The following is a 19960-nucleotide window of genomic DNA, read 5'->3' as shown; positions in this document are numbered from 1 at the left end:
ATGAAAATATACAGAAATCTGGATGAATTCAAAGCGTTGGATTATGCTATCGTAACGATAGGAACATTTGACGGCGTGCATGTTGGCCACCAGAAGATTCTAAATAAATTGACCGAATTGGCAAAGGATAATACAGGTGAAACGGTATTGCTGACATTTTTTCCGCATCCCAGATTGATCATCAATCCAGATGATGATAGCCTCAGGTTAATCAACGACATTGAAGAGAAAGTAGAGAGATTGGCTTTGGCTGGAATCGACCACTTGATCATCACTCCTTTTACCAGAGATTTCTCTAATCAAAATCCTGAAGAATATATTTCTGATGTTTTGGTGAATAAGATCGGATGTAAGAAAATCGTAATCGGTTATGACCACCATTTCGGTAAGGACCGCAAAGGAACGATCAAAGATCTGATCCATTTTTCGGAGATCTTTGACTATACAGTGGACCAAATCGCTGAACAAGACATCGAAGATGTAGCGGTTTCTTCAACTCGAGTGCGTGAATCCTTGATCAAAGGCGATATCATTACCGCCAATAAATACCTAGGCTATCCCTTTGAATTGACCGGAACGGTGATTAAAGGTGATCAAATAGGTCGTGAGATCGGTTTCCCTACTGCGAACCTCCATGTACACGAATCCCATAAACTGATTCCTGCATACGGTATCTATGCCGTTGAGGTGGAAATTTTCCCTAAGACAACCGAAGTCGTGACTGGCGATTATTTTGAACCAGTTCCGGAACGAGTTGCGAAAGGAATGTGCTATATTGGAACCCGACCTACCGTAGATGGTATGAACAGAAAGATTGAAGTGAACCTTTTGGACTTCAACGATGACCTTTATACCAAGACCATTCGCGTAAAATTCCTTGAATTTATCCGTCATGACCAATGGTTTGAAAGCCTTGAGCTGATGCAAGAACAGATCAAAAAAGACGAAGCTGATATCAGGAATTATTTCGAAGGGAAGTAGTTTAGGAGATATGAGATTTGAGTATTGAGATTTGAGATATTAAGCGTGAAATAATAAAATATTAATAAGAAAAGGACCATTTTGGTCCTTTTTTATTTTCTCATATCTCATATCTCATATCTCATATCTATTAAAGCTATAAAAGCTCAAATAGATCCGTAACTCCTAAGATCTTCCTGCATGTGAAGCCTTCGGCATATTTCACTTGGATGGATCTTCCGAATTCATGTCCTCTCGCTTTGGTGGAATCCATGAAATCAGGATTAGAGATGTAGGTCTGCGGCTCATCATCTTGATTTTCGACATTGAATTGGGAGGTGTAAGCAAGGATTGAACGTTCTTTGATGTCCCAATACTCAGTAATGTCAATTAAGATGTCAGGCTGGATGTATTTGTCTTGAATTAATTGAAGTTGTAATCTCGGACGATAAGGCTCTTGTGCTATACCATCTAATTCGGTTTCTATCCTTCTTAATCCGGCTAGGAACAAAGCATCATTGACCAGCTTGCTGGCACGTCCATGGTCTGGGTGGCGATCCTCCCAAGCATTGGTGATTACGATTTCCGGTTGGAACTTACGGATTGCTTTGATGACTTCCTTTTGACCTTCTTCATTGTTCTGGAAGAATCCATCACGTAACTTAAGGTTCTCACGAACCGCTACACCTAGTATTTTTGCAGCATTCTGAGCTTCTTGAGCACGGATTTCAGGAGTACCACGTGTCCCCAGTTCTCCTAATGTAAGATCAACGATTCCTACTTTTTTCCCCTCGGCAACATATTTGGCAATAACACCACCGGCTCCTAATTCTGCATCATCAGGATGGACGGTCATGACAAGTAAATCTAATTTCATCAAATTGTGTATTAAGTACAGTACACAAAACTAATAAAATTTAAAGCGATTACTTGTCTCCTAGAAGCTCTTCAATGCGATTGTGGACTTTTTTTGACATTGGGCTAGTCAAAGAATAGAAATGGTCGACAACTTCCCCTTTTTTATTAATTAAATATTTATGGAAATTCCACATAGGGATGGTTCCAATCTTACCATTTTCTTCAATATTAGTAAGATATCGGTAAAGTGGATCGGTAAATTCCCCTTTCACATGGATTCTCTTGAAAACAGGAAAAGTTACTTGGCGGTTAATCCGGCAGTAGGTTTCCAATGTTCTTCCAGTTAAGGGTTCTTGGTTTCGGAAATCGTTGGATGGGAAAGCCAATACCTCAAAACCCAGTTCTTTATACTTTTTATATAAATTTTCAAGGGTCTTGAACTGCCCGCTAAAGAGACAATTGCTTGCAGTATTGACAATGAGTAAAACTTTGCCTTCAAAATCACGAAGTGATCTTTTCTGTCCACTAAACTCTAATGCATCATAATCATATACGGTCTTACTCATAATAATAGGTTTTTAACGTTTTACCATTGGCCGCGAACGTTCATACTCGCGAATAATATTCTCTATCTCATAATCTTCCTGAGGATCATATGTACTCTTTAAATTATGGCCAAATATCTTGGCCACACCTTGATAAACAAATGCGGAGATACCGCCTTTCATATCTTTTACAAGGTCATAACTGGTGTTACCCGTTTGTCTTTCTATCAGCTTGATCAAGATCTTTCCTTGAGAAACACTGAGGTTCTTTACCTCAGAAGTGATCTTATCCTTTATTTCCCGTTCACATTCTTTGATCAGTCTTTTTTCTTCTCGTCTTGAATTGGCCAAGGCTAAGTCCCGGTCTAACTGCTCATATCTTTTTTGGGCATAGATAGCATAAGGAAGGACGCGAATGACATTCCTTCTTAACCTCAAATATTTCTGCCTGTCTTCTTCTGTTTTAAATGTTCGTTTAGCGTAAATGACTACTTCCTCAATGGGGAACCAAGGCACAACTTCGCCATTATCCAGCGTTGTGGTTGCATAATGTTCTACCACCTCAGGTTTTCCCGGTCCATACTGAGGTTTTATCAATGTTTGAGCAAAGCCAAATGCTGGCCAAGCAAACAAGATCGCTACGATAAAAACCCACTTTATGTTACTTCCACACATCATCAATATAATAAGCCCTATGCGATAAAATTCATTTTTTTTCTGTATATTTATACTTTACAATTTAGTATAAAATCTTTAATTATTTGTTCAATAAATATAGCAAATTATTTTATTTTTTTTGATAGCAATGCAATTTTATGGAAGAATATGTGATTGATATTGAGGCTGAAAATAAGGAAATCCGTAAAAGATACCGCGCACTTTTAAGGGCTTGTAAGCCCACTCTTCAAAAAGGAGATAAGCAACAGATCAGAAAGGCCTTCGATTTAGCACTGGAAAGCCATAAAGATATGCGCCGGAAATCTGGCGAACCTTATATTTACCATCCAATCGCTGTAGCACAGATCGCCGCAGAAGAAATTGGACTTGGAACCACTTCTATTGTTTGTGCATTGCTACATGATGTTGTTGAGGATACAAGTGTTACCCTGCAAGACATCGAAGAACAGTTCGGTAAAAAAGTTGTCCGTATTATCGACGGCTTAACCAAGATTTCTGGGATCTTCGACCCGAACAGTTCCATGCAAGCCGAGAACTTTAGAAAAATGCTATTGACCCTAGCGGATGATGTCAGGGTTATCTTAATCAAACTTGCTGACCGACTTCATAATATGCGGACCATGGAATTTATGGCCCGTCATAAGCAATTGAAGATCGCCTCAGAAACCAGCTACCTGTATGCTCCCCTAGCCCATCGACTGGGTCTATATGCCATTAAATCGGAATTGGAAGACCTTTCGATGAAATATACGGATCCTGATACGTATAAGTTTATCGCAAAGAAATTGAACGAGAAGAAGGCTGAACGTGAAAAATTCATTGCCGATTTCATTTCTCCAATCCAAGAGATACTAGCTGAAGAGGGAATTAATGCTTCCGTTTTTGGAAGACCTAAATCTATCCACTCCATCTGGAACAAAATGCGCAAGAAGTCTATTCCTTTTGAAGAGGTCTATGACCTTTTTGCCATTAGGATCATTATTGATACCGATGATGAAAAGGAAAAGACGGAATGTTGGAAGGTGTATTCAATCGTAACTGACCTTTATCGCCCGAATCCAGACCGCTTAAGGGATTGGGTTTCTTCTCCAAAAGCAAACGGATATGAATCCTTGCACACCACCGTAATGGGTCCGAGAGGGCAATGGGTGGAAGTACAGATCCGCACGAGAAGGATGAATGAGATTGCAGAAAAAGGTTTTGCAGCTCACTGGAAATATAAAGAGTCGAACTCTGACAATGGATTGGATCAATGGATCCAAAAGGTACGTGATATCTTGAACAATCCGGAACCTAACGCCCTGGACTTTGTGGATGATTTTAAAATGAACTTGTTCTCGGACGAGATCTTTATCTTCACGCCTAAAGGTACCTTGGTGCAGCTTCCGAACGGTGCTACAGCTCTTGACTTTGCCTTTGAAATCCATACCGATATTGGGGCTACTTGTATTGGTGCCAAGGTAAACCATAAATTGGTGCCCCTGAGCCATGAACTTCTAAATGGTGACCAGGTTGAGATTATCACCTCCAGCAAACAGACTCCTAAGGAGGATTGGCTAAACTTTGTGGTAACCGCAAAAGCTAAATCAAAGATCAAATCCTCATTGAAGGAGGAAAAACGTCGGGTTGCTGAGGATGGAAAGGAGATCTTAGAGAGAAAGCTGAAATCGTTAAAGATTACCTATAACACTGAAAACATCAATAAGATTGCTAATTTCTTTAAATTTCCGAGTTCTCAAGAGCTATTCTACAATGTAGCTAAAGGGGCTATCGATATTAAGAACCTTAGGAATTTTGTAGCTAATGAACGTTCTGAAGATGCTAATCAGAATCAGTTCCAATCTCATATCAATGGGTTGGTTGAGAAGATCAATAAGAAAGATGATACCATCCTTATCGGAGATGATTATCAGAAGGTAGATTATACCTTGGCCCCTTGTTGTAACCCTATCCCTGGCGATGATATCTTTGGTTTCTTGACTGTAAATGATGGCATCAAGATACACCGCACTAGTTGTCCAAACGCTTCAAAACTAATGGCCAATTATGGCTATAGGATCTTAAAAGCTAAATGGGCTTCCTTGCACAATAATGTTGCTTTCTTAACTGGTTTGAAGATTGTTGGTATCGATGATGTGGGCTTAGTGAATAAGATCACAACTGTCATTTCGCAGGACTTCAAGGTAAACATCCGATCATTGTCCATTTCTAGTAATGAAGGGATTTTCGAGGGAGATATTATGGTCTTTGTCAATGACACCCATCAATTAGATAGTTTAATCAAGCATTTGAAACAGATCCCAGGCATTACTGGAGTAACACGATATGAGTCGGAAAACTAAAGACTTACAACGTCTTGACATTTTCACATGGACATTACCATCCTATTTTGGTAAATTTGGAACTTATAAAGGAAATACCTTATGAAACAAGGGGAAAATTACGAAACCGTAAAGAAGATTTTTGAAGCCTATTTAGAAAACAAAAATCTCAGAAAAACACCTGAGCGTTATGCAATCTTAGAAGAAATCTACTCGAGATCAGACCATTTCGATGTAGAGTCTCTTTATATCCACATGAAAAACAAAAAATACCGTGTAAGTAGAGCGACGGTATACAATACCTTAGAATTATTGGTATCATGTGATTTGGTGACCAAACACCAGTTTGGCCGCAACATGGCTCAATTCGAAAAATCCTATGGTTACAAACAACATGACCACGTAATCTGCATTGAGTGCAATAAAGTAGTGGAATTTTGTGACCCAAGGGTTTACCAGATCCAATCGATGATTGGTGATTTATTGAATTTTGATATCAAGCACCATTCCCTAAACCTGTATGGAATCTGTGCAGACTGCAGAAAAAGTAAGCTTAACCAAGAAGCTCCGGTAAAAGAAGCAGTAATTTCAAATTAATTTAACATTCGAGGAATTAATATATACCTTTGTTCGGAAAAAGGCACCTTACAACCTTTTTCCGAATTTTTTTTGATTCGTGAACAAACAAAATAAATTTTAACTAATAAATTTCAAGTAATACTATGCAAGTTGATGTGCTATTGGGATTGCAGTGGGGAGACGAGGGAAAAGGAAAAATCGTTGATGTTTTTTGTCCAAAATATGATTTGATCGCTCGCTTCCAAGGCGGACCAAACGCGGGACACACTTTAGAGTTTGACAACAAGAAATTTGTATTGAACACTATTCCTTCTGGAATCTTCAATGAAGGAACCCTTAACCTAATCGGTAACGGAGTTGTAATCGACCCTATCATCCTAAAAAGAGAATTGGACAACCTTAAAGCTGCTGGATTTGATCCAGTAGGTAAAGGAAACTTGGTAATTGCGCGTAAAGCTCACTTAATATTACCTACCCATCAACTATTGGATGCTGCATCTGAATCAAATATGGGAGCCGGTAAAATTGGTTCTACGCTTAAAGGTATCGGTCCAACTTATATGGACAAAACTGGCCGTAACGGATTGAGAGTTGGGGATACTACCCTTCCAGACTTTATGGAACGTTACGAAAAACTTAAACAAAAGCACCTTTCCATGTTGGCTCACTATGGTGAGATCCCTGATTTTTCTGAAAAAGAAAAAGCGTTCATGGATGCTATTGAATTCTTGAAATCAATTCCTCATGTAGATTCTGAACACCTTGTAAACCAATATTTAAAAGACGGTAAACGTGTTTTAGCTGAAGGTGCACAAGGAACGCTATTGGATGTTGACTTCGGGTCTTATCCTTTCGTGACTTCTTCTAATACAACAACTGCTGGTGCTTGTACCGGTTTAGGTATTGCGCCTAATAGAATTGGTCAAGTTTACGGAATTTTCAAAGCTTATGCAACTCGCGTGGGTGGCGGACCTTTCCCTACAGAACTTGATAATGAAACTGGTGAGCAATTACGTCAATTAGGTCATGAGTTTGGCGCTACTACGGGTAGAGCTCGCCGTACTGGATGGATTGACCTTCCTGCATTGAAATACGCCATTATGATCAACGGGGTTACTGAATTGATCATGATGAAAGCAGACGTATTGGATACCTTTGATAAGATCTATGTGTGTACACACTATAAATACCAAGGCGAAACGATCGATTACATGCCGTATGAAATCATTACGCACCAACCTGAGCCAATCCTGAAAGAAATCGAAGGATGGAATACAGATTTAACTGGTATCCGTAGTAAGGACGAAATCCCAGCGGCATTGAACAATTACATTGCATTCTTAGAAAAAGAATTGAATGTGCCAATTAAGTATTTGTCAGTAGGTCCAGATCGTACTCAAACTATTGTTTTATAAGAAACATGGCAAAAGCCATTTTTGAAACGGACTCTTCTGCATTTTTACTTCAGGCGCTTCAATGGTCTAAAGGATTTGATACGGTATGTCTTTTTCAATCGAATGGCTTTCAAAATCAATATTCTAAAATTGGGAATCTATTGGCCATAGGTGCTAAAGATACATTCTCAGCCAATGTTGGATCAGTTTTTACCGATCTAGAAAAATTTAAATCCCGGTATCCAAACACTTTGATACCGGGATTTCTTAGTTATGACCTCAAGAATGAGATCGAAGACCTCCAAACAAACCACCCTAATCCATTAGGGTTTCCAGATGCTTATTTCTTCATCCCACAAGTCCTGATCGAATTCCAATCGGATTCCATTATCATTACTTCAGATGATCCTCAAAGGATCTTTGAAGAAATCAGCAGTTCCCAGAATTTGGATCTAGACTACCAATTTAATGGAAAGATACAGGCTAGAATGGATCAAGAGACTTATTTTGACGCATTCAATAATATCCAAAAGCATATTTATCAGGGGGATATCTATGAAGCCAATCTATGCCAAGAATTCTATGCAGAAGGAACTGAGATCGATAATCCGGAAGCGCTGTACCTGCGTTTGAACAGCCTTTCCCCTACTCCATTTTCATCCTTTTTGAAAATCAGGGATAAGTTTGTTATCAGTGCATCTCCCGAGCGTTTTCTTGCCAAAAGAGGTAAAACTTTGGTTTCTCAACCAATAAAAGGTACAGCAGCAAGAGGAAAGGATCCCCAAGAAGATGAAGAACTAAGGAACAACTTAGCAAACAACCCCAAAGAAATTGCAGAGAATGTAATGATTGTGGATTTAGTCCGCAATGATCTGACCCGAAGTGCCATTCCTGGAACCGTTGAAGTGACGGAAAAACTCGGAATCTATACTTTCGAACATGTCCATCAGATGATTTCCACGGTCTCTTGTCAAATGGATGAAAAACTCAGTGACACCCAAGTAATCCGCAATACTTTCCCGGCTGGATCAATGACCGGTGCACCCAAGATTTCAGCCATGAAATTATGCGACAGATATGAAACTTCGCGTCGTGCTGTCTATTCCGGAGCCATTGGTTATTTTTCTCCAGATGGTGATTTTGATTTCAATGTGGTTATCCGCACCATTCTCTTCAATAAAACCCAAAAATACCTATCATTTCATACGGGCAGTGCCATCACGGTAGATGCCAATGCAGCCTATGAATTCGCCGAATGTTATACCAAAGCAAGTGCGATTTTGAAAGCTTTAGAACAAAAGCTTTAAATAAATTCATCAGATACCCAATATATTGTAGTTATTTTTTCAATAAAATCTGCAAATCATTAACATTTTGCTATTTTTGTTTCGATTATGAAAATTAGTAGACAAATGTCATACTAAGCTATGTTTATATTGTAAAAATTTTAATGGGACGTCATATTTTAAAAAGAGAGCAAGCGATCACGTTTGTTAAAGAAACATTTGCATCTCGATTGAAGGAAATTTTAAACCTTACACCAGTTTCTTCACCAATAGTGGTTTTGGATGGAACTGGAATTAATGATGATTTAAATGGTATAGAAAGACCAGTTTCTTTCCCAATCAAGTCATTATCAGACCAAAGAGCCGTAGTGGTGCATTCTTTGGCAAAATGGAAAAGAATCAGATTGAAAGAATTGGAAATGGAACCTGGAGAAGGTATCCTGACCGACATGAGAGCTTTGCGCCCTGATGAAGATTATTCTCCAATTCACTCTATATATGTGGATCAATGGGACTGGGAAAAATGCATACGCTATGATGACCGTAATCTAGATTTCTTAAAAGATACGGTAGAAAAGATCTATGACGTTATCTATTCCACCGAACAAGCAGTTGCCGAAAAATACCCACATGTAGAGACGATCCTTCCAAAGGAAATCAAGTTCATTTCATCTGAAGAATTACTGTTGGCTTATCCTCACCTATCTCCTAAAGAGCGTGAAAACGCAATCTCTAAAGAGTTCGGTGCTGTATTCCTTTATGGTATCGGTGGCGAATTATCCAACGGCCTTGCACATGATGGCCGTGCAGCTGATTACGATGATTGGAGTACCGACAATAGCCTTGGATTTAGAGGGTTAAACGGTGATATTTTGGTCTGGAACCCAATTCTTGGCTCTGCCTTTGAACTATCATCTATGGGAATCCGTGTTGATAAAAAAGCATTGATGACCCAATTGGAAATCAGAAATAGCCTAGACCGCCAAAAACTTACTTTCCACCAGATGTTATTGAATGATCTATTGCCAGAATCAATTGGCGGTGGTATCGGTCAATCTAGAATCTGCATGTTTATGTTGAAATTAAAACATATTGGCGAGGTTCAAGTAAGTATTTGGGACCCTAAGAAAAAAGAAGAGCTCCTGGACCAAGGAGTCGAATTACTATAGTCCATAAATAACTTTCAAAATAATACTAATAATTTTAGTAATTAAAATTATTAGTATTATTTTTGTTTAATGGAGTCCTCACACTTTGCTATAGTCGATATCGAGACCACTGGTGGCTATGCCTCTGCCAGTCAAATTACGGAGATTGCTATTTTTATTTTCGATGGTGATCGAGTTATTAACGAGTATAGCACCTTAATCAATCCTGAACAGCCCATTCCTTTCCATATCCAAGCCCTGACAGGTATCACGGATGAAATGGTCAAGGACTCCCCTGTTTTCGCTGATGTAGCCGAGAAGATCTATAATTTATTGGACAATAAGATATTTGTTGCCCATAACGTACATTTTGATTATTCCTTCATCCAATCATCATTAAAAAGTTCAGGCTACGATTGGAAAGCTTCAAGGTTATGTACAGTTCGACTTTCCAAGAAAATATTCCCAAATCTCAATTCTTATAGCCTAGGGCGTTTATGCCAGTCATTGGGAATTGATATACAGGATAGGCACCGCGCAAAAGGCGATGCAGAAGCTACGGTGACCTTATTTCAGAAATTGAAAGGAGCCGATGCAAATCAAATAATTGAAAATTCCATCAAGCATAAGGCAAAGGAACAACGCATCCCTACCCATATTTCCTCCGACTTGGTCAATAACCTTCCCATGAGTACCGGAGTGTATATCTTCAAGAATTCCAGTTCCAAGATCATCTATGTCGGTAAAGCAAACAATATTAAGAAAAGGGTGATTTCCCACTTTACAGGCAATAATACAGGTCAAAGAAGACAAAGCTTTATCAATGAAATCTGCCACATCGAATTCCAAGAGACCGGTACCGAATTAATGGCTTTCCTATTGGAATGCCACTTGATCAAGAAGAACTGGCCAATCTACAATCGGGCCTTAAAGAAATTTGAACCCAAGTATGGTCTTTTGGACTACGAGGATCAAAATGGCTATATCCGCCTTTCCATTTGCCAAGTCCGTAAAAACGTAAAACCCATTTACTATTTCAATAGCGTCCATGAATCCACACAGCTACTGCTCCGCTTGGTTCAGGAATTTGAATTAGACTTGCGTTTATGTTCATTTTTTTCAAATCCTAACGCCCCCAAGGAAATCAAGGAAATATTAGCTCAAAAAAACTTCCCTGAGATAGAGGATTACAATCTCAAGGTCACCCAAGCTATAGAATCCTTAACCGATCAGAAGCGTAGTTTTGTGATTTTGGACAAAGGCAGGAATCTGAATGAGAAGAGCTACATCTATTATAAGGACAATAAGGTCCATGCCATTGGATTTGTAGAAAATGAAGATGAAAACATGGATATTGAGAACATTGTCAGCCAAGATGATTTGGTGATCAACAATTTTTACATGAACCACCTGGCGGAAAGCTATGCGGCCTTATACCCCAATAAAGTCTTGCAATTAAAAGGCGTTCCTTTAGAATAGCGTCAATTGGTATCCCTCTTCCACAGCATCCTGATCATGGAAATTAGAAATCGTAACGCCCAATAACCTGACCCTACTTTCTTGCAGGTCCAGCTTGTCCAGTAGATCCAAAGCTTGATTTTCAATTTCCTCCAATTCCTCCATCGCTGTAAAGAAAGTACGGCTTCTGGTGATTTGCGTAAAGTCTCCGAACTTGACTTTTAAGGTTATGGTCTTTCCAAACTTTTCCGCTTTCTTGAGACGTTTATATAGCTTGCTGGAAATCCTTTTTATTTCTTCCACCATATCCTCCCTTTCCCTTAGGTCAGTTTCAAACGTATCCTCCACTCCGATCGACTTACTGATCCTATTGGGTTTTACAGGCCGATTATCCTCCCCCCGAACAATTTGATAAAAGAATTTCCCCGACTTCCCAAAATGCTGGATCATTTCGATTTCCGAAAACCTTTTCAGGTCCTGACCATTGAAAATCCCCATTTGGTTCATCTTTTTTGCCGTGACTTTACCGACTCCAAAGAACTTTTCAATAGGCAGCTTTTCCAAGAAGGAGACAATCTTGGATGGACCAATAAAAGTCAATCCATCAGGTTTTTGAAAGTCTGAAGCAATTTTAGCGACAAACTTATTGACTGAAACTCCGGCAGAGGCTGTCAAATTCAGTTCTTTGGAAATTGCCTCTTTGATCTGTTTGGCAATCTCAATGGCCGACCCGATCCCAAGCTTATCTTCCGTTACATCTAAATAGGCCTCATCCAAAGACAAGGGCTCGATCAAATCCGTGTAGCGACTGAAAATAGAACGAATATGATTGGATACTTCCTTGTATACATCAAATCTTGGGTAAGTAAACAGTAAATGCGGGCATAATTTCAAGGCCATCCGAGAAGACATAGCCGATTTAACGCCAAATTTCCTGGCTTCATAGCTTGCCGTAGCCACAACGCCCCTGCCATCAGGTGAACCACCCACGGCCAAGGCCTTCCCCCTGAATTCGGGAAAATCTCGCTGTTCTACAGAAGCATAGAATGCATCCATGTCGATATGAATGATCTTTCGCATTATCCAAAAGTAAAAAAATGGTATTAATACTACATATCCATTGCCCAAATTTGACTTTAAGCCATGAAATTATAGTATCTTTGCGCTAAGTCCAATATATTATTAAAAAATGAGTAAAGTAAAAGTTGGTTTGGTTCAAATGTCTTGTGTAAAAGACAAACAAACGAACCTAAACAAAGCTATTGAGAAAGTTCGTGAAGCTGCTGCTAAAGGTGCACAAATTGTATGTTTGCAAGAGTTATTTACCTCTTTGTATTTCTGCGATGTAGAAGACTACGATAATTTTGATTTAGCAGAAGCAATCCCTGGACCTTCTACCGATGCCCTTTCTGCTGTGGCTAAAGAGTTAGGCGTAGTGATCATTGCTTCGCTTTTCGAAAAAAGAGCACAAGGATTATATCACAATACCACCGCTATCCTAGATGCAGACGGTTCTTATCTTGGCAAATATCGCAAGATGCATATCCCTGATGATCCAGCATTCTACGAAAAATTCTATTTCACTCCAGGTGACTTAGGTTACAAAGTATTCAGCACAAAATTTGGTAAAATTGGCGTATTGATCTGTTGGGATCAATGGTACCCAGAAGCTTCCAGGATTACTGCGCTTATGGGAGCTGAAATAATGTTCTACCCTACTGCGATCGGTTGGGCGACTGACCAAGATGAAGAAACCAACCAAGACCAATATAACGCTTGGCAGACTATCCAACGTTCTCACGCCGTTGCAAACGGAGTTCCGGTGGTATCTGTAAACCGTGTTGGATTTGAACAAGATGGAGCCATGAAATTCTGGGGCGGTAGTTTTGCTACCAATGCACAAGGTAAATTATTGTACCTGGCCTCCCATGATAAAGAAGAAGTTGAAGTCGTGGAAATCGATCTAAATCAATCCGACTACTTCCGTAAACACTGGCCTTTCTTACGTGATAGACGTATTGAGACCTATAGCCCGATTACCAAAAGGTTCATTGACGAAGATTAATAACCTTTAATTTAAAATATATTAAAAACTATGTTTTGTCCTGCAGAACATAGTTTTTTTACGCTAATTTAATATGACAGCGCATATCAATTCAGATTTATACCAATATCAAGATACCCCCAAAGCACAAGGTTTTGTTTTTCCAGCTGAATGGGAAAAGCAAGACGCACTTTGGTTAAGCTGGCCCCACAAAGAAGAATCTTGGCCAGGAAAAATCGAAACTATTTACGAACCTTATTCCCAATTCATTAAACTGGTTGCTGAAGATCAACTGGTTCGTATCAATGTTGCTGATGAGGAAATGAAAACTTTTGCTCTTTCGCATATTGAAAAATCAGGAGCTAAAATGGAGAATATCAGTTTCCATTTCAACCCTACTAACGATGCATGGTGCCGTGATCACGGTCCAGCTTTTGTAATCAATCGTGAAACTGGCGAGAAAGCAGTTGTAGACTGGGGATACAATGCTTGGGGCGGGAAATACCCTCCCTTTGACCTTGATGATGTAGTTCCAACGAGAATCGCAAAGGAATTTAACCTGAAACTATTTACACCTCCAATCGTCATGGAAGGTGGATCAGTAGAATTTAATGGTAAAGGGACTATCCTAACTACTACAGCTTGTTTATTGAATGAAAACAGAAACCCGCATCTCAGCAAGGAACAGATCGAAACTTACTTAAAGGATTATTATGGTCAAGACCAAGTCCTTTGGTTAGGTGATGGAATTGTTGGTGATGATACCGATGGGCATATTGATGATATTACCAGATTTGTTTCCGAAGACACCGTACTTACCGTTGTAGAAGAAGATAAAGCTGATGATAATTACGAACTATTACAGGAAAACCTAGAAAACTTAAAAGCAATGAAGCTTTTGGATGGTCGCTCCTTAAATGTTATTGAATTACCAATGCCAAGGCCGGTAGAATATGATCAAAGACTACCAGCATCTTACGCAAATTTCTATATTGCAAACAAAGTAGTTATTGTTCCTGTTTTTAATGATAAAAACGACAGTAAAGCTTTGGAGATTATCCAGAGTGTCTTCCCAGATAGAAAAGTAATCGGTATCGACTCAGTTGATATTATTTGGGGATTGGGGAGTTTTCACTGTTTAAGCCAACAAGAACCATCAATATAATATGAAAAACCTAAAACAGCTTTTATTAACCAGCGCTTTCATTTTTTTAGGTCTTTGCTTGGCTCAAGCTCAGGAAAGAGATGACCGTGCAACTATCTTAAACTTCAAAGGGATTCAATATAAATCGAATGACTCTTTGTTCTATATCAACTTTCGTTTCAGGATGCAAAACCGTTTAGGTTTCAAACAAGAACTGAATGATATTGACGATGGTAAATTTGATGCAAGGATCAGAAGGCTACGGATGCGTATGGATGGTTACATCTATACCCCTAAGATTTCTTATTCCGTTCAATTGGCGTTTACACGCAGTGACCAGGACTACGATGATACCAAAGTGGCTAATATCGTAAGGGACGCTGTTATGTTCTATAACTTCAGCGATGATTTCTATATATCCTTTGGACAGAATAAATTACCGGGTAACCGCCAACGTGTGAATTCATCAGGACAATTGCAATTTGCTGATCGTTCCTTGGTGAATGACAACTTTACCCTTGACCGTGACTTTGGTATTTCCTTGAACTTGAGTAAGAAGATTGGTGACATGCCTTTCAATGCAAAAGCTGCAATCTCAACAGGTGAAGGTCGGGCAGCATCTTCAACAGATCCAGGTTTAGCTTATACAGGTCGGGTTGAATTCCTTCCATTGGGTAAGTTTACTGATGGAAACGACTACCAAGAGGGCGATTTAGATCGTGAGGAAACCCCAAAACTATCTATAGGTGCTGGTTACAGCTATAATGATAGAACCAAAAGAGAAGGCGGACAATTGGGAAGATTTGTAAAAAATCCTTTCACATTTAAAACGACCTTTGCCGATGCTATATTTAAATATAGTGGCTTTGCTTATCAGGCTGAATACATGCGTCGCGATGTAGACAATCCATTTAACGTGACAGATGAGGAAACACCTCAAGAAACCGTTGCTTATAAAGGTTGGGGTGTTAACCAGCAGGTTTCCTATTTATTGAACCACGGCTATGAAATAGCTGGTCGATATACCATGGTTCAACCGGACAGTGAAATCAAAGCGTTTGAAAGACAAACGGAAGTAATGGAGCTAGGTTTAACCAAATATGTTAAATCCCACCGTTTGAAATTCCAATTGAATGGCAACTATACCTTCAAGGATGGCCATTTCAACAACAGTAATGATAAAAGCTCTTGGGGCGCGATGTTCCAAGTTGAATTGGGAATCTAAACTTTCCCAACACATATTATCCAAAGGCTGCAAGTAATTTTGCAGCCTTTGTCATTTAATCCTATGGATTTTCCCCATTTATTGCATCATGGTAATAAGAATCCTTATCTTTAAAGATTAATTGTTGCAATGAAGTATTACTTAATAGCCGGTGAAACATCAGGCGATCTGCATGGTGCAAACCTGATCAAAGCATTAAAAAAAGAAGATCCTGAAGCTGAATTCCATATTGTTGGTGGCGATCAGATGAAAGAGGCTGCTGGAGTCCCTGCCTTGATCCATACCTCTGAAATGGCTTTCATGGGGTTCATCGAAGTGTTGATGAACCTGAGAAGTATTTCTAAAAACCTAAAAAAAGTCAAAGAAGATATCCAAAAAGTCCAACCCGATTGCCTAATCCTGATAGATTTCCCAGGTTTCAACATGAAAATAGCGGAATTTGCAAAGAAAATCGGGATCCCGGTCAACTATTATATTTCACCCAAAATTTGGGCTTGGAACCAAAAACGCGTTTACAAAATCAAAAAAGTGGTGGACCACATGTTTTGTATCCTTCCATTTGAGGTTAAGTTTTACAAGGAATTTAGGTACGATGTAGATTATGTTGGCAATCCTCTATTGGATGCCATTTCAGCCTATAAATTCCAGCCAGATTTCCGAGAAAAAAATGGTTTGGACAAAAGTCCGATCATCGCCCTATTACCGGGAAGCCGTAAAATGGAAATCGAACATCTCCTTCCAGAAATGGTCGATCTCTATAACCGATTCCCTGCACATCAATTGGTCATTGCTGGAGCCCCGAATATTGACCTCAGTCTTTACCAAAGGTATATTGGCGATTACCCTATACCTATTATATTTGATCAAACCTACGATCTCCTAAACAATGCAGAGGCTGCAGTAGTTACCAGTGGTACAGCAACTTTAGAAACGGCTTTGTTAAGAGTTCCTCAAGTGGTGGTTTACAAAGCCAATCCTATTTCGGTCATGATAGCGAGACAGGTCATCAAAGTGCAGTTTATTTCCTTGGTAAATCTGATCAACAACTATTTATCCGTTATTGAATTGATCCAAAAGGATTGTACCACCTCCAATATCGCTGATGAACTCGGTTTATTGATTTCCAATCCAGAGCATCGGGCTAGCGTTTTAGAAAATTATGATGTGCTCATGGAGAAGATGGGAACCCCTGGTGCATCCGAAAAAACGGCTAAATTGATCGTGGAATATATGAAGGCAGAAAATTAAACTTTTTCCCAATAATATTGTCCTAATAAACAGGAGGATAATGAAATGAAATATATATTAAGTTTAGCGTTAATTTTAGGTAGCTTCTTTACTTATGCCCAAGAAGTCCAACATATTCCACGCCTAGAGCTTGGAAAAAAAGACAAAAAGGTTTTCAGCAGAGGTGACTCTTCTATGGTCCTAAAGATTGATACCTTGATCATGAAGGATAAATCCAAATTGGAGTTCTACGCCAAGAAGGATGTCAAGCTCGATATTGGATATGCTGAAATTGGTAAAAATGTAGTGATCACCGGCCAAGACAGCAAGAACAATGCAACGAATATCGACATGGATGTTAATTTCAAAAAATTGGGATCCCTATTTGTAATTGCAAGAGGTCTTGATGCCTTCAATGGTACCAAAACATTTCCGAATGGGAATGGTGGGAAAGTCAGTATTACCTACGATCCAAACGGTATCAGCCCCCAAACAAAGGATAAAAAAGGAACCAACTACTTATTTGTAGATGTGAATGAAGGCGGCCGAAGGGTCAATCCTACCAGCGAGATTGGACAGATTTACAGCCGTATCTCTATGTCCTATCCTGGATTGAGAGGAATGCCTCAAGGCCAGATCTACTCTGGTTCTCCGGGTAGAGAAGGATCAGTTGAAATAAAAGCAAAGGAATAATAATAGAATAAAATATTTGTCCAAAATATTTTCGGAATATAAAAAAACGATCAGCTGCATACAGTTGATCGTTTTTTTATTACCCTTTATTCTTAATAAATGATCCGTTTTATTCGGACCAAGCTTTGACCTTATTCGAGACATATTCGGAAATTTCGGAATGTGTCTCGAATAAGATCCAAAAGAGCTAGCCAATAATATTCATGATTTTTCATCAATAATGAAATTAGTTGGAGCTCTACCCTATCGCATGTTGCGTATTTTCTTTTGTTTTATTTTCTTTCTTGGCCTTATTGATCTTCAACTGCAAGAGAATGATGGAAGCGATAAAGGTAACAATAGCAATGATAGCCAAACCCCAAATTGGGCCTTGCAAATAAGCTGATGTCCCTTTTTCAATCATTAAGGTACGGAAAATCTGAAGATAGTGTGTCAACGGAATCATTTTCGCGATGCCAACTACCCAATCAGGCATTTGGCTTAAAGGCCAGGTAAAACCACTTAAGATAAAACTTGGCGTAGCGATCACCATCAAGATTTCTGTTGCCTTCAATTGACTTGGGATCGCGATACTCACTAATACACCAATAAAGCTTACTGCCAATAGGAATAACATGGTTGATCCAAAGAAAGTCCAGCCTTCCAGCTCCAAAGGCATCCTATACCAAATTGAATAAGCGTAGTACAGACTAAAGATCAAGAAAGACATCAAGATATAAGGCAAGATTTTCACCAAAATCAGAACAAATACGTTTTTAGATCTGCTGACCAAATCGTTAAAGGTTCCTTTTTCAAACTCCGATGCAAAACTCAATGCCAAACCTAACATCATGACCTGTTGCAAGACGGTCAATAATACCCCCGGCAACATAAAATAAAGGTAGTTTCCACTACGGATATTCTGCTTGATCATGGTGATCTTAAAGGGCTCAAACTGCTTGCTAGCGACAAATTCAGGAACACCTTTTTTCTGTTGAGCTTTAATCTGAACACCTGCCTTTAAGGTCGATGCTGCAACATTGACCGCCATCATCGCATAATTGGAGGTCAAGGTATTAGAAGCATTCACGAACAAAGTCAGTTCCGTACTTCGATTATAGTTGACGTCTGAAGAAAAATTACGCGGGATCTGCACCACCACGGTTGATTCCGTTTTCATGGCTTCATCTTTTGCCGTAAAAGGATCATTGAGAACCTTGGCCACATAGATGACCTCGTTTTCCTCAAACATATCAATCAGTTGCCTGCTCAATGGGCTCCTATCCTCATCCACAACAATAATGGGAAGGTTAGTGACCTTACCTTTCTTGTATACTCCACCAACCAAAACACCATAAAGCACAGGAGCACCAAGGAAAAGAACTAGCAATACTTTGTTCTGGAAGAACAGCTTGAATTCTCTTATTATTAAACTCCAAAAATTCTTCATGTTGTTTAGTTTTGTTTGACTATGAAAGTCGCTTTCGTTAATAGATCTTTAGACTCTTGTTTATTCACCGGTTTTAGGTGAACCTCAAACAAAGTCTCCTGTTCTTCAAAATCAGGGTATGCTGTTGAGATATTCGCATAAGAACTCAATGGCTTTATGGTCTCTACAGTGGCCTTAATTTCCTTGTTATCTAAATAAGGTAAGGTCAAGGTTTTCTCTTGTCCTTTCGCAAATTCCTTAACCTTGCTTTCTGGAATGGTTACCCTAAAGAAGGTACCATCATTGATATATCCAGAAACTAGGCTGTATCCAGCTAGGGCAAGTTCCCCAACCTGTAGGTTAATATTCTCTACAGTCATATCTTGGGGAGCTAAGATATATCTTTCTTTTCCGGCTACTTTTACCTCATCTACTGCACCCAGAGCACGTTCCTTTTGACCCAAAGCCATTCTTTGTTGCTCAATACGTGCTCCATGCTGCACATCAGCCAATTCAGCTTGTGCGGCTAGGTACTGATTCTTGGCACCTTGATATTTGGCATAGACCTCATCGTATTTTTGTTGAGCTATTAAAGAGTCTTTCAATAGATTGTTCATCCTATCTAAAGATTTTTGGGCAAAATCAAATTGTTCTTTAAGGCCATCTACCTTCGCATGGAGTTGTTTCATCTGTCCATCGGTCGCACCCTTGACTGCCATCTCATATTGCGCTTGTGCGGCAGCTAAAGCCCCTTCAGCTTGAATGGATTTGGCATCAACCTCTGGCAACTCCAATACGATTAAGGTATCACCTCTATGGACGTTCTCTCCTACTTCCACCAATATCTTCTGGATTTTCCCAGGTATCTTAGTGGTCACTGCAATTTGATCACGCTCAATCTTGCCTTCTAATTTTGTTTCCTTTTTAGCATTGTCCCCTGAACAACTTTGTAAAAGAATAATTCCTGCTATGCTGTATATAATATTTTTCAT

The 19960-nt window shown here is 39.3% G+C and carries 18 protein-coding genes; 12 read left to right on the top strand and 6 right to left on the bottom strand.

All coding sequences use genetic code 11. The features are described from left to right. Window positions 1-981, top strand: coding sequence for a bifunctional riboflavin kinase/FAD synthetase (locus tag ACK2WI_RS15370; RefSeq protein WP_093096398.1), 981 nt, complete (start codon window positions 1-3; stop codon window positions 979-981). A gap of 136 nt (window positions 982-1117) precedes the next feature. On the opposite strand, the gene bshB1 is transcribed toward ACK2WI_RS15370, so the two are convergent. From bshB1 to ACK2WI_RS15355, 3 genes are read right to left on the bottom strand one after another with little or no spacing between them, the layout of a single operon-like run. Further along, window positions 1118-1837, bottom strand: a complete 720-nt coding sequence (bshB1, locus tag ACK2WI_RS15365) for a bacillithiol biosynthesis deacetylase BshB1 (RefSeq protein ID WP_312696227.1) — start codon at window positions 1835-1837, stop codon at window positions 1118-1120. Between the two features lie 49 nt (window positions 1838-1886). Beyond that, window positions 1887-2384, bottom strand: a complete 498-nt coding sequence (locus ACK2WI_RS15360) for a glutathione peroxidase (RefSeq protein ID WP_093096394.1) — start codon at window positions 2382-2384, stop codon at window positions 1887-1889. A 12-nt stretch (window positions 2385-2396) separates the two neighbouring features. Beyond that, a complete protein-coding gene (locus tag ACK2WI_RS15355) occupies window positions 2397-3041 on the bottom strand; it encodes a DUF4294 domain-containing protein (protein WP_236736458.1) in 645 nt (214 codons plus the stop codon). A gap of 137 nt (window positions 3042-3178) precedes the next feature. Here ACK2WI_RS15355 and ACK2WI_RS15350 point away from each other — a divergent pair, with 137 nt between their 5' ends. The 6 genes from ACK2WI_RS15350 to ACK2WI_RS15325 all read left to right on the top strand — a co-directional run bounded on the left by ACK2WI_RS15350 (window position 3179) and on the right by ACK2WI_RS15325 (window position 11248). Beyond that, a complete protein-coding gene (locus ACK2WI_RS15350; protein ID WP_312696228.1) occupies window positions 3179-5383 on the top strand; it encodes a bifunctional (p)ppGpp synthetase/guanosine-3',5'-bis(diphosphate) 3'-pyrophosphohydrolase in 2205 nt (734 codons plus the stop codon). Window positions 5384-5464: 81 nt separating this feature from the next. Then, complete coding sequence (locus tag ACK2WI_RS15345) at window positions 5465-5959, top strand: Fur family transcriptional regulator (protein ID WP_093096388.1); 495 nt, start codon at window positions 5465-5467, stop codon at window positions 5957-5959. Window positions 5960-6084: 125 nt separating this feature from the next. Next, a complete protein-coding gene (locus ACK2WI_RS15340) occupies window positions 6085-7356 on the top strand; it encodes an adenylosuccinate synthase (RefSeq protein ID WP_409151525.1) in 1272 nt (423 codons plus the stop codon). 5 nt (window positions 7357-7361) lie between these two features. Beyond that, on the top strand, window positions 7362-8642 hold the full coding sequence (locus ACK2WI_RS15335) for an anthranilate synthase component I family protein (RefSeq protein WP_312696231.1): 1281 nt from the start codon (window positions 7362-7364) through the stop codon (window positions 8640-8642). A gap of 143 nt (window positions 8643-8785) precedes the next feature. Continuing rightward, window positions 8786-9790, top strand: a complete 1005-nt coding sequence (gene asnA / locus ACK2WI_RS15330) for an aspartate--ammonia ligase (RefSeq protein ID WP_093096383.1) — start codon at window positions 8786-8788, stop codon at window positions 9788-9790. A 69-nt stretch (window positions 9791-9859) separates the two neighbouring features. Beyond that, the gene (locus tag ACK2WI_RS15325) at window positions 9860-11248 is read left to right on the top strand and encodes an exonuclease domain-containing protein (protein ID WP_312696232.1); all 1389 of its coding nucleotides are present in this window, start codon (window positions 9860-9862) and stop codon (window positions 11246-11248) included. Here the strand turns inward: ACK2WI_RS15325 and dinB are convergent. After that, window positions 11240-12307 (bottom strand): DNA polymerase IV, encoded by a 1068-nt coding sequence (gene dinB / locus ACK2WI_RS15320; RefSeq protein ID WP_409151524.1) that lies wholly within the window; start codon window positions 12305-12307, stop codon window positions 11240-11242. The genes ACK2WI_RS15325 and dinB overlap by 9 nt on opposite strands. Window positions 12308-12416: 109 nt before the next feature. On the opposite strand from dinB, the gene ACK2WI_RS15315 reads away from it, so the two are divergent. The 5 genes from ACK2WI_RS15315 to ACK2WI_RS15295 all read left to right on the top strand — a co-directional run bounded on the left by ACK2WI_RS15315 (window position 12417) and on the right by ACK2WI_RS15295 (window position 17560). Further along, window positions 12417-13292, top strand: coding sequence for a carbon-nitrogen hydrolase (locus tag ACK2WI_RS15315; protein ID WP_093096376.1), 876 nt, complete (start codon window positions 12417-12419; stop codon window positions 13290-13292). Window positions 13293-13365: 73 nt separating this feature from the next. Then, window positions 13366-14436, top strand: a complete 1071-nt coding sequence (locus ACK2WI_RS15310; RefSeq protein ID WP_409151523.1) for an agmatine/peptidylarginine deiminase — start codon at window positions 13366-13368, stop codon at window positions 14434-14436. Between the two features lies 1 nt (window position 14437). Beyond that, window positions 14438-15640 (top strand): porin, encoded by a 1203-nt coding sequence (locus ACK2WI_RS15305; protein ID WP_312696235.1) that lies wholly within the window; start codon window positions 14438-14440, stop codon window positions 15638-15640. Between the two features lie 129 nt (window positions 15641-15769). Beyond that, window positions 15770-16888: a lipid-A-disaccharide synthase gene (gene lpxB, locus ACK2WI_RS15300; protein WP_312696236.1), complete on the top strand. Its 1119-nt coding sequence runs from the start codon at window positions 15770-15772 to the stop codon at window positions 16886-16888. A 45-nt stretch (window positions 16889-16933) separates the two neighbouring features. After that, complete coding sequence (locus tag ACK2WI_RS15295; RefSeq protein ID WP_312696237.1) at window positions 16934-17560, top strand: hypothetical protein; 627 nt, start codon at window positions 16934-16936, stop codon at window positions 17558-17560. A 238-nt stretch (window positions 17561-17798) separates the two neighbouring features. On the opposite strand, the gene ACK2WI_RS15290 is transcribed toward ACK2WI_RS15295, so the two are convergent. Together ACK2WI_RS15290 and ACK2WI_RS15285 are read right to left on the bottom strand one after the other, a co-directional pair. Further along, a complete protein-coding gene (locus ACK2WI_RS15290) occupies window positions 17799-18989 on the bottom strand; it encodes an ABC transporter permease (RefSeq protein WP_312696238.1) in 1191 nt (396 codons plus the stop codon). A gap of 5 nt (window positions 18990-18994) precedes the next feature. Then, complete coding sequence (locus ACK2WI_RS15285) at window positions 18995-19960, bottom strand: biotin/lipoyl-binding protein (RefSeq protein ID WP_312696239.1); 966 nt, start codon at window positions 19958-19960, stop codon at window positions 18995-18997.

This window comes from Sphingobacterium sp. BS-2 (assembly GCF_046161205.1).
Taxonomy (GTDB): domain Bacteria; phylum Bacteroidota; class Bacteroidia; order Sphingobacteriales; family Sphingobacteriaceae; genus Sphingobacterium; species Sphingobacterium mizutaii.
This window is presented reverse-complemented; position numbering and strand designations above follow the sequence as displayed.

What these genes read in the sequence shown, in the direction of transcription:
- ACK2WI_RS15370 (WP_093096398.1), top strand. Translation starts at nt 1, where the DNA reads ATGAAAATATACAGAAATCTGGATGAATTCAAAGCGTTGGATTATGCT.
- bshB1 (WP_312696227.1), bottom strand. Translation starts at nt 1,837, where the DNA reads ATGAAATTAGATTTACTTGTCATGACCGTCCATCCTGATGATGCAGAA.
- ACK2WI_RS15360 (WP_093096394.1), bottom strand. Translation starts at nt 2,384, where the DNA reads ATGAGTAAGACCGTATATGATTATGATGCATTAGAGTTTAGTGGACAG.
- ACK2WI_RS15355 (WP_236736458.1), bottom strand. Translation starts at nt 3,041, where the DNA reads ATGATGTGTGGAAGTAACATAAAGTGGGTTTTTATCGTAGCGATCTTG.
- ACK2WI_RS15350 (WP_312696228.1), top strand. Translation starts at nt 3,179, where the DNA reads ATGGAAGAATATGTGATTGATATTGAGGCTGAAAATAAGGAAATCCGT.
- ACK2WI_RS15345 (WP_093096388.1), top strand. Translation starts at nt 5,465, where the DNA reads ATGAAACAAGGGGAAAATTACGAAACCGTAAAGAAGATTTTTGAAGCC.
- ACK2WI_RS15340 (WP_409151525.1), top strand. Translation starts at nt 6,085, where the DNA reads ATGCAAGTTGATGTGCTATTGGGATTGCAGTGGGGAGACGAGGGAAAA.
- ACK2WI_RS15335 (WP_312696231.1), top strand. Translation starts at nt 7,362, where the DNA reads ATGGCAAAAGCCATTTTTGAAACGGACTCTTCTGCATTTTTACTTCAG.
- asnA (WP_093096383.1), top strand. Translation starts at nt 8,786, where the DNA reads ATGGGACGTCATATTTTAAAAAGAGAGCAAGCGATCACGTTTGTTAAA.
- ACK2WI_RS15325 (WP_312696232.1), top strand. Translation starts at nt 9,860, where the DNA reads ATGGAGTCCTCACACTTTGCTATAGTCGATATCGAGACCACTGGTGGC.
- dinB (WP_409151524.1), bottom strand. Translation starts at nt 12,307, where the DNA reads ATGCGAAAGATCATTCATATCGACATGGATGCATTCTATGCTTCTGTA.
- ACK2WI_RS15315 (WP_093096376.1), top strand. Translation starts at nt 12,417, where the DNA reads ATGAGTAAAGTAAAAGTTGGTTTGGTTCAAATGTCTTGTGTAAAAGAC.
- ACK2WI_RS15310 (WP_409151523.1), top strand. Translation starts at nt 13,366, where the DNA reads ATGACAGCGCATATCAATTCAGATTTATACCAATATCAAGATACCCCC.
- ACK2WI_RS15305 (WP_312696235.1), top strand. Translation starts at nt 14,438, where the DNA reads ATGAAAAACCTAAAACAGCTTTTATTAACCAGCGCTTTCATTTTTTTA.
- lpxB (WP_312696236.1), top strand. Translation starts at nt 15,770, where the DNA reads ATGAAGTATTACTTAATAGCCGGTGAAACATCAGGCGATCTGCATGGT.
- ACK2WI_RS15295 (WP_312696237.1), top strand. Translation starts at nt 16,934, where the DNA reads ATGAAATATATATTAAGTTTAGCGTTAATTTTAGGTAGCTTCTTTACT.
- ACK2WI_RS15290 (WP_312696238.1), bottom strand. Translation starts at nt 18,989, where the DNA reads ATGAAGAATTTTTGGAGTTTAATAATAAGAGAATTCAAGCTGTTCTTC.
- ACK2WI_RS15285 (WP_312696239.1), bottom strand. Translation starts at nt 19,960, where the DNA reads ATGAAAAATATTATATACAGCATAGCAGGAATTATTCTTTTACAAAGT.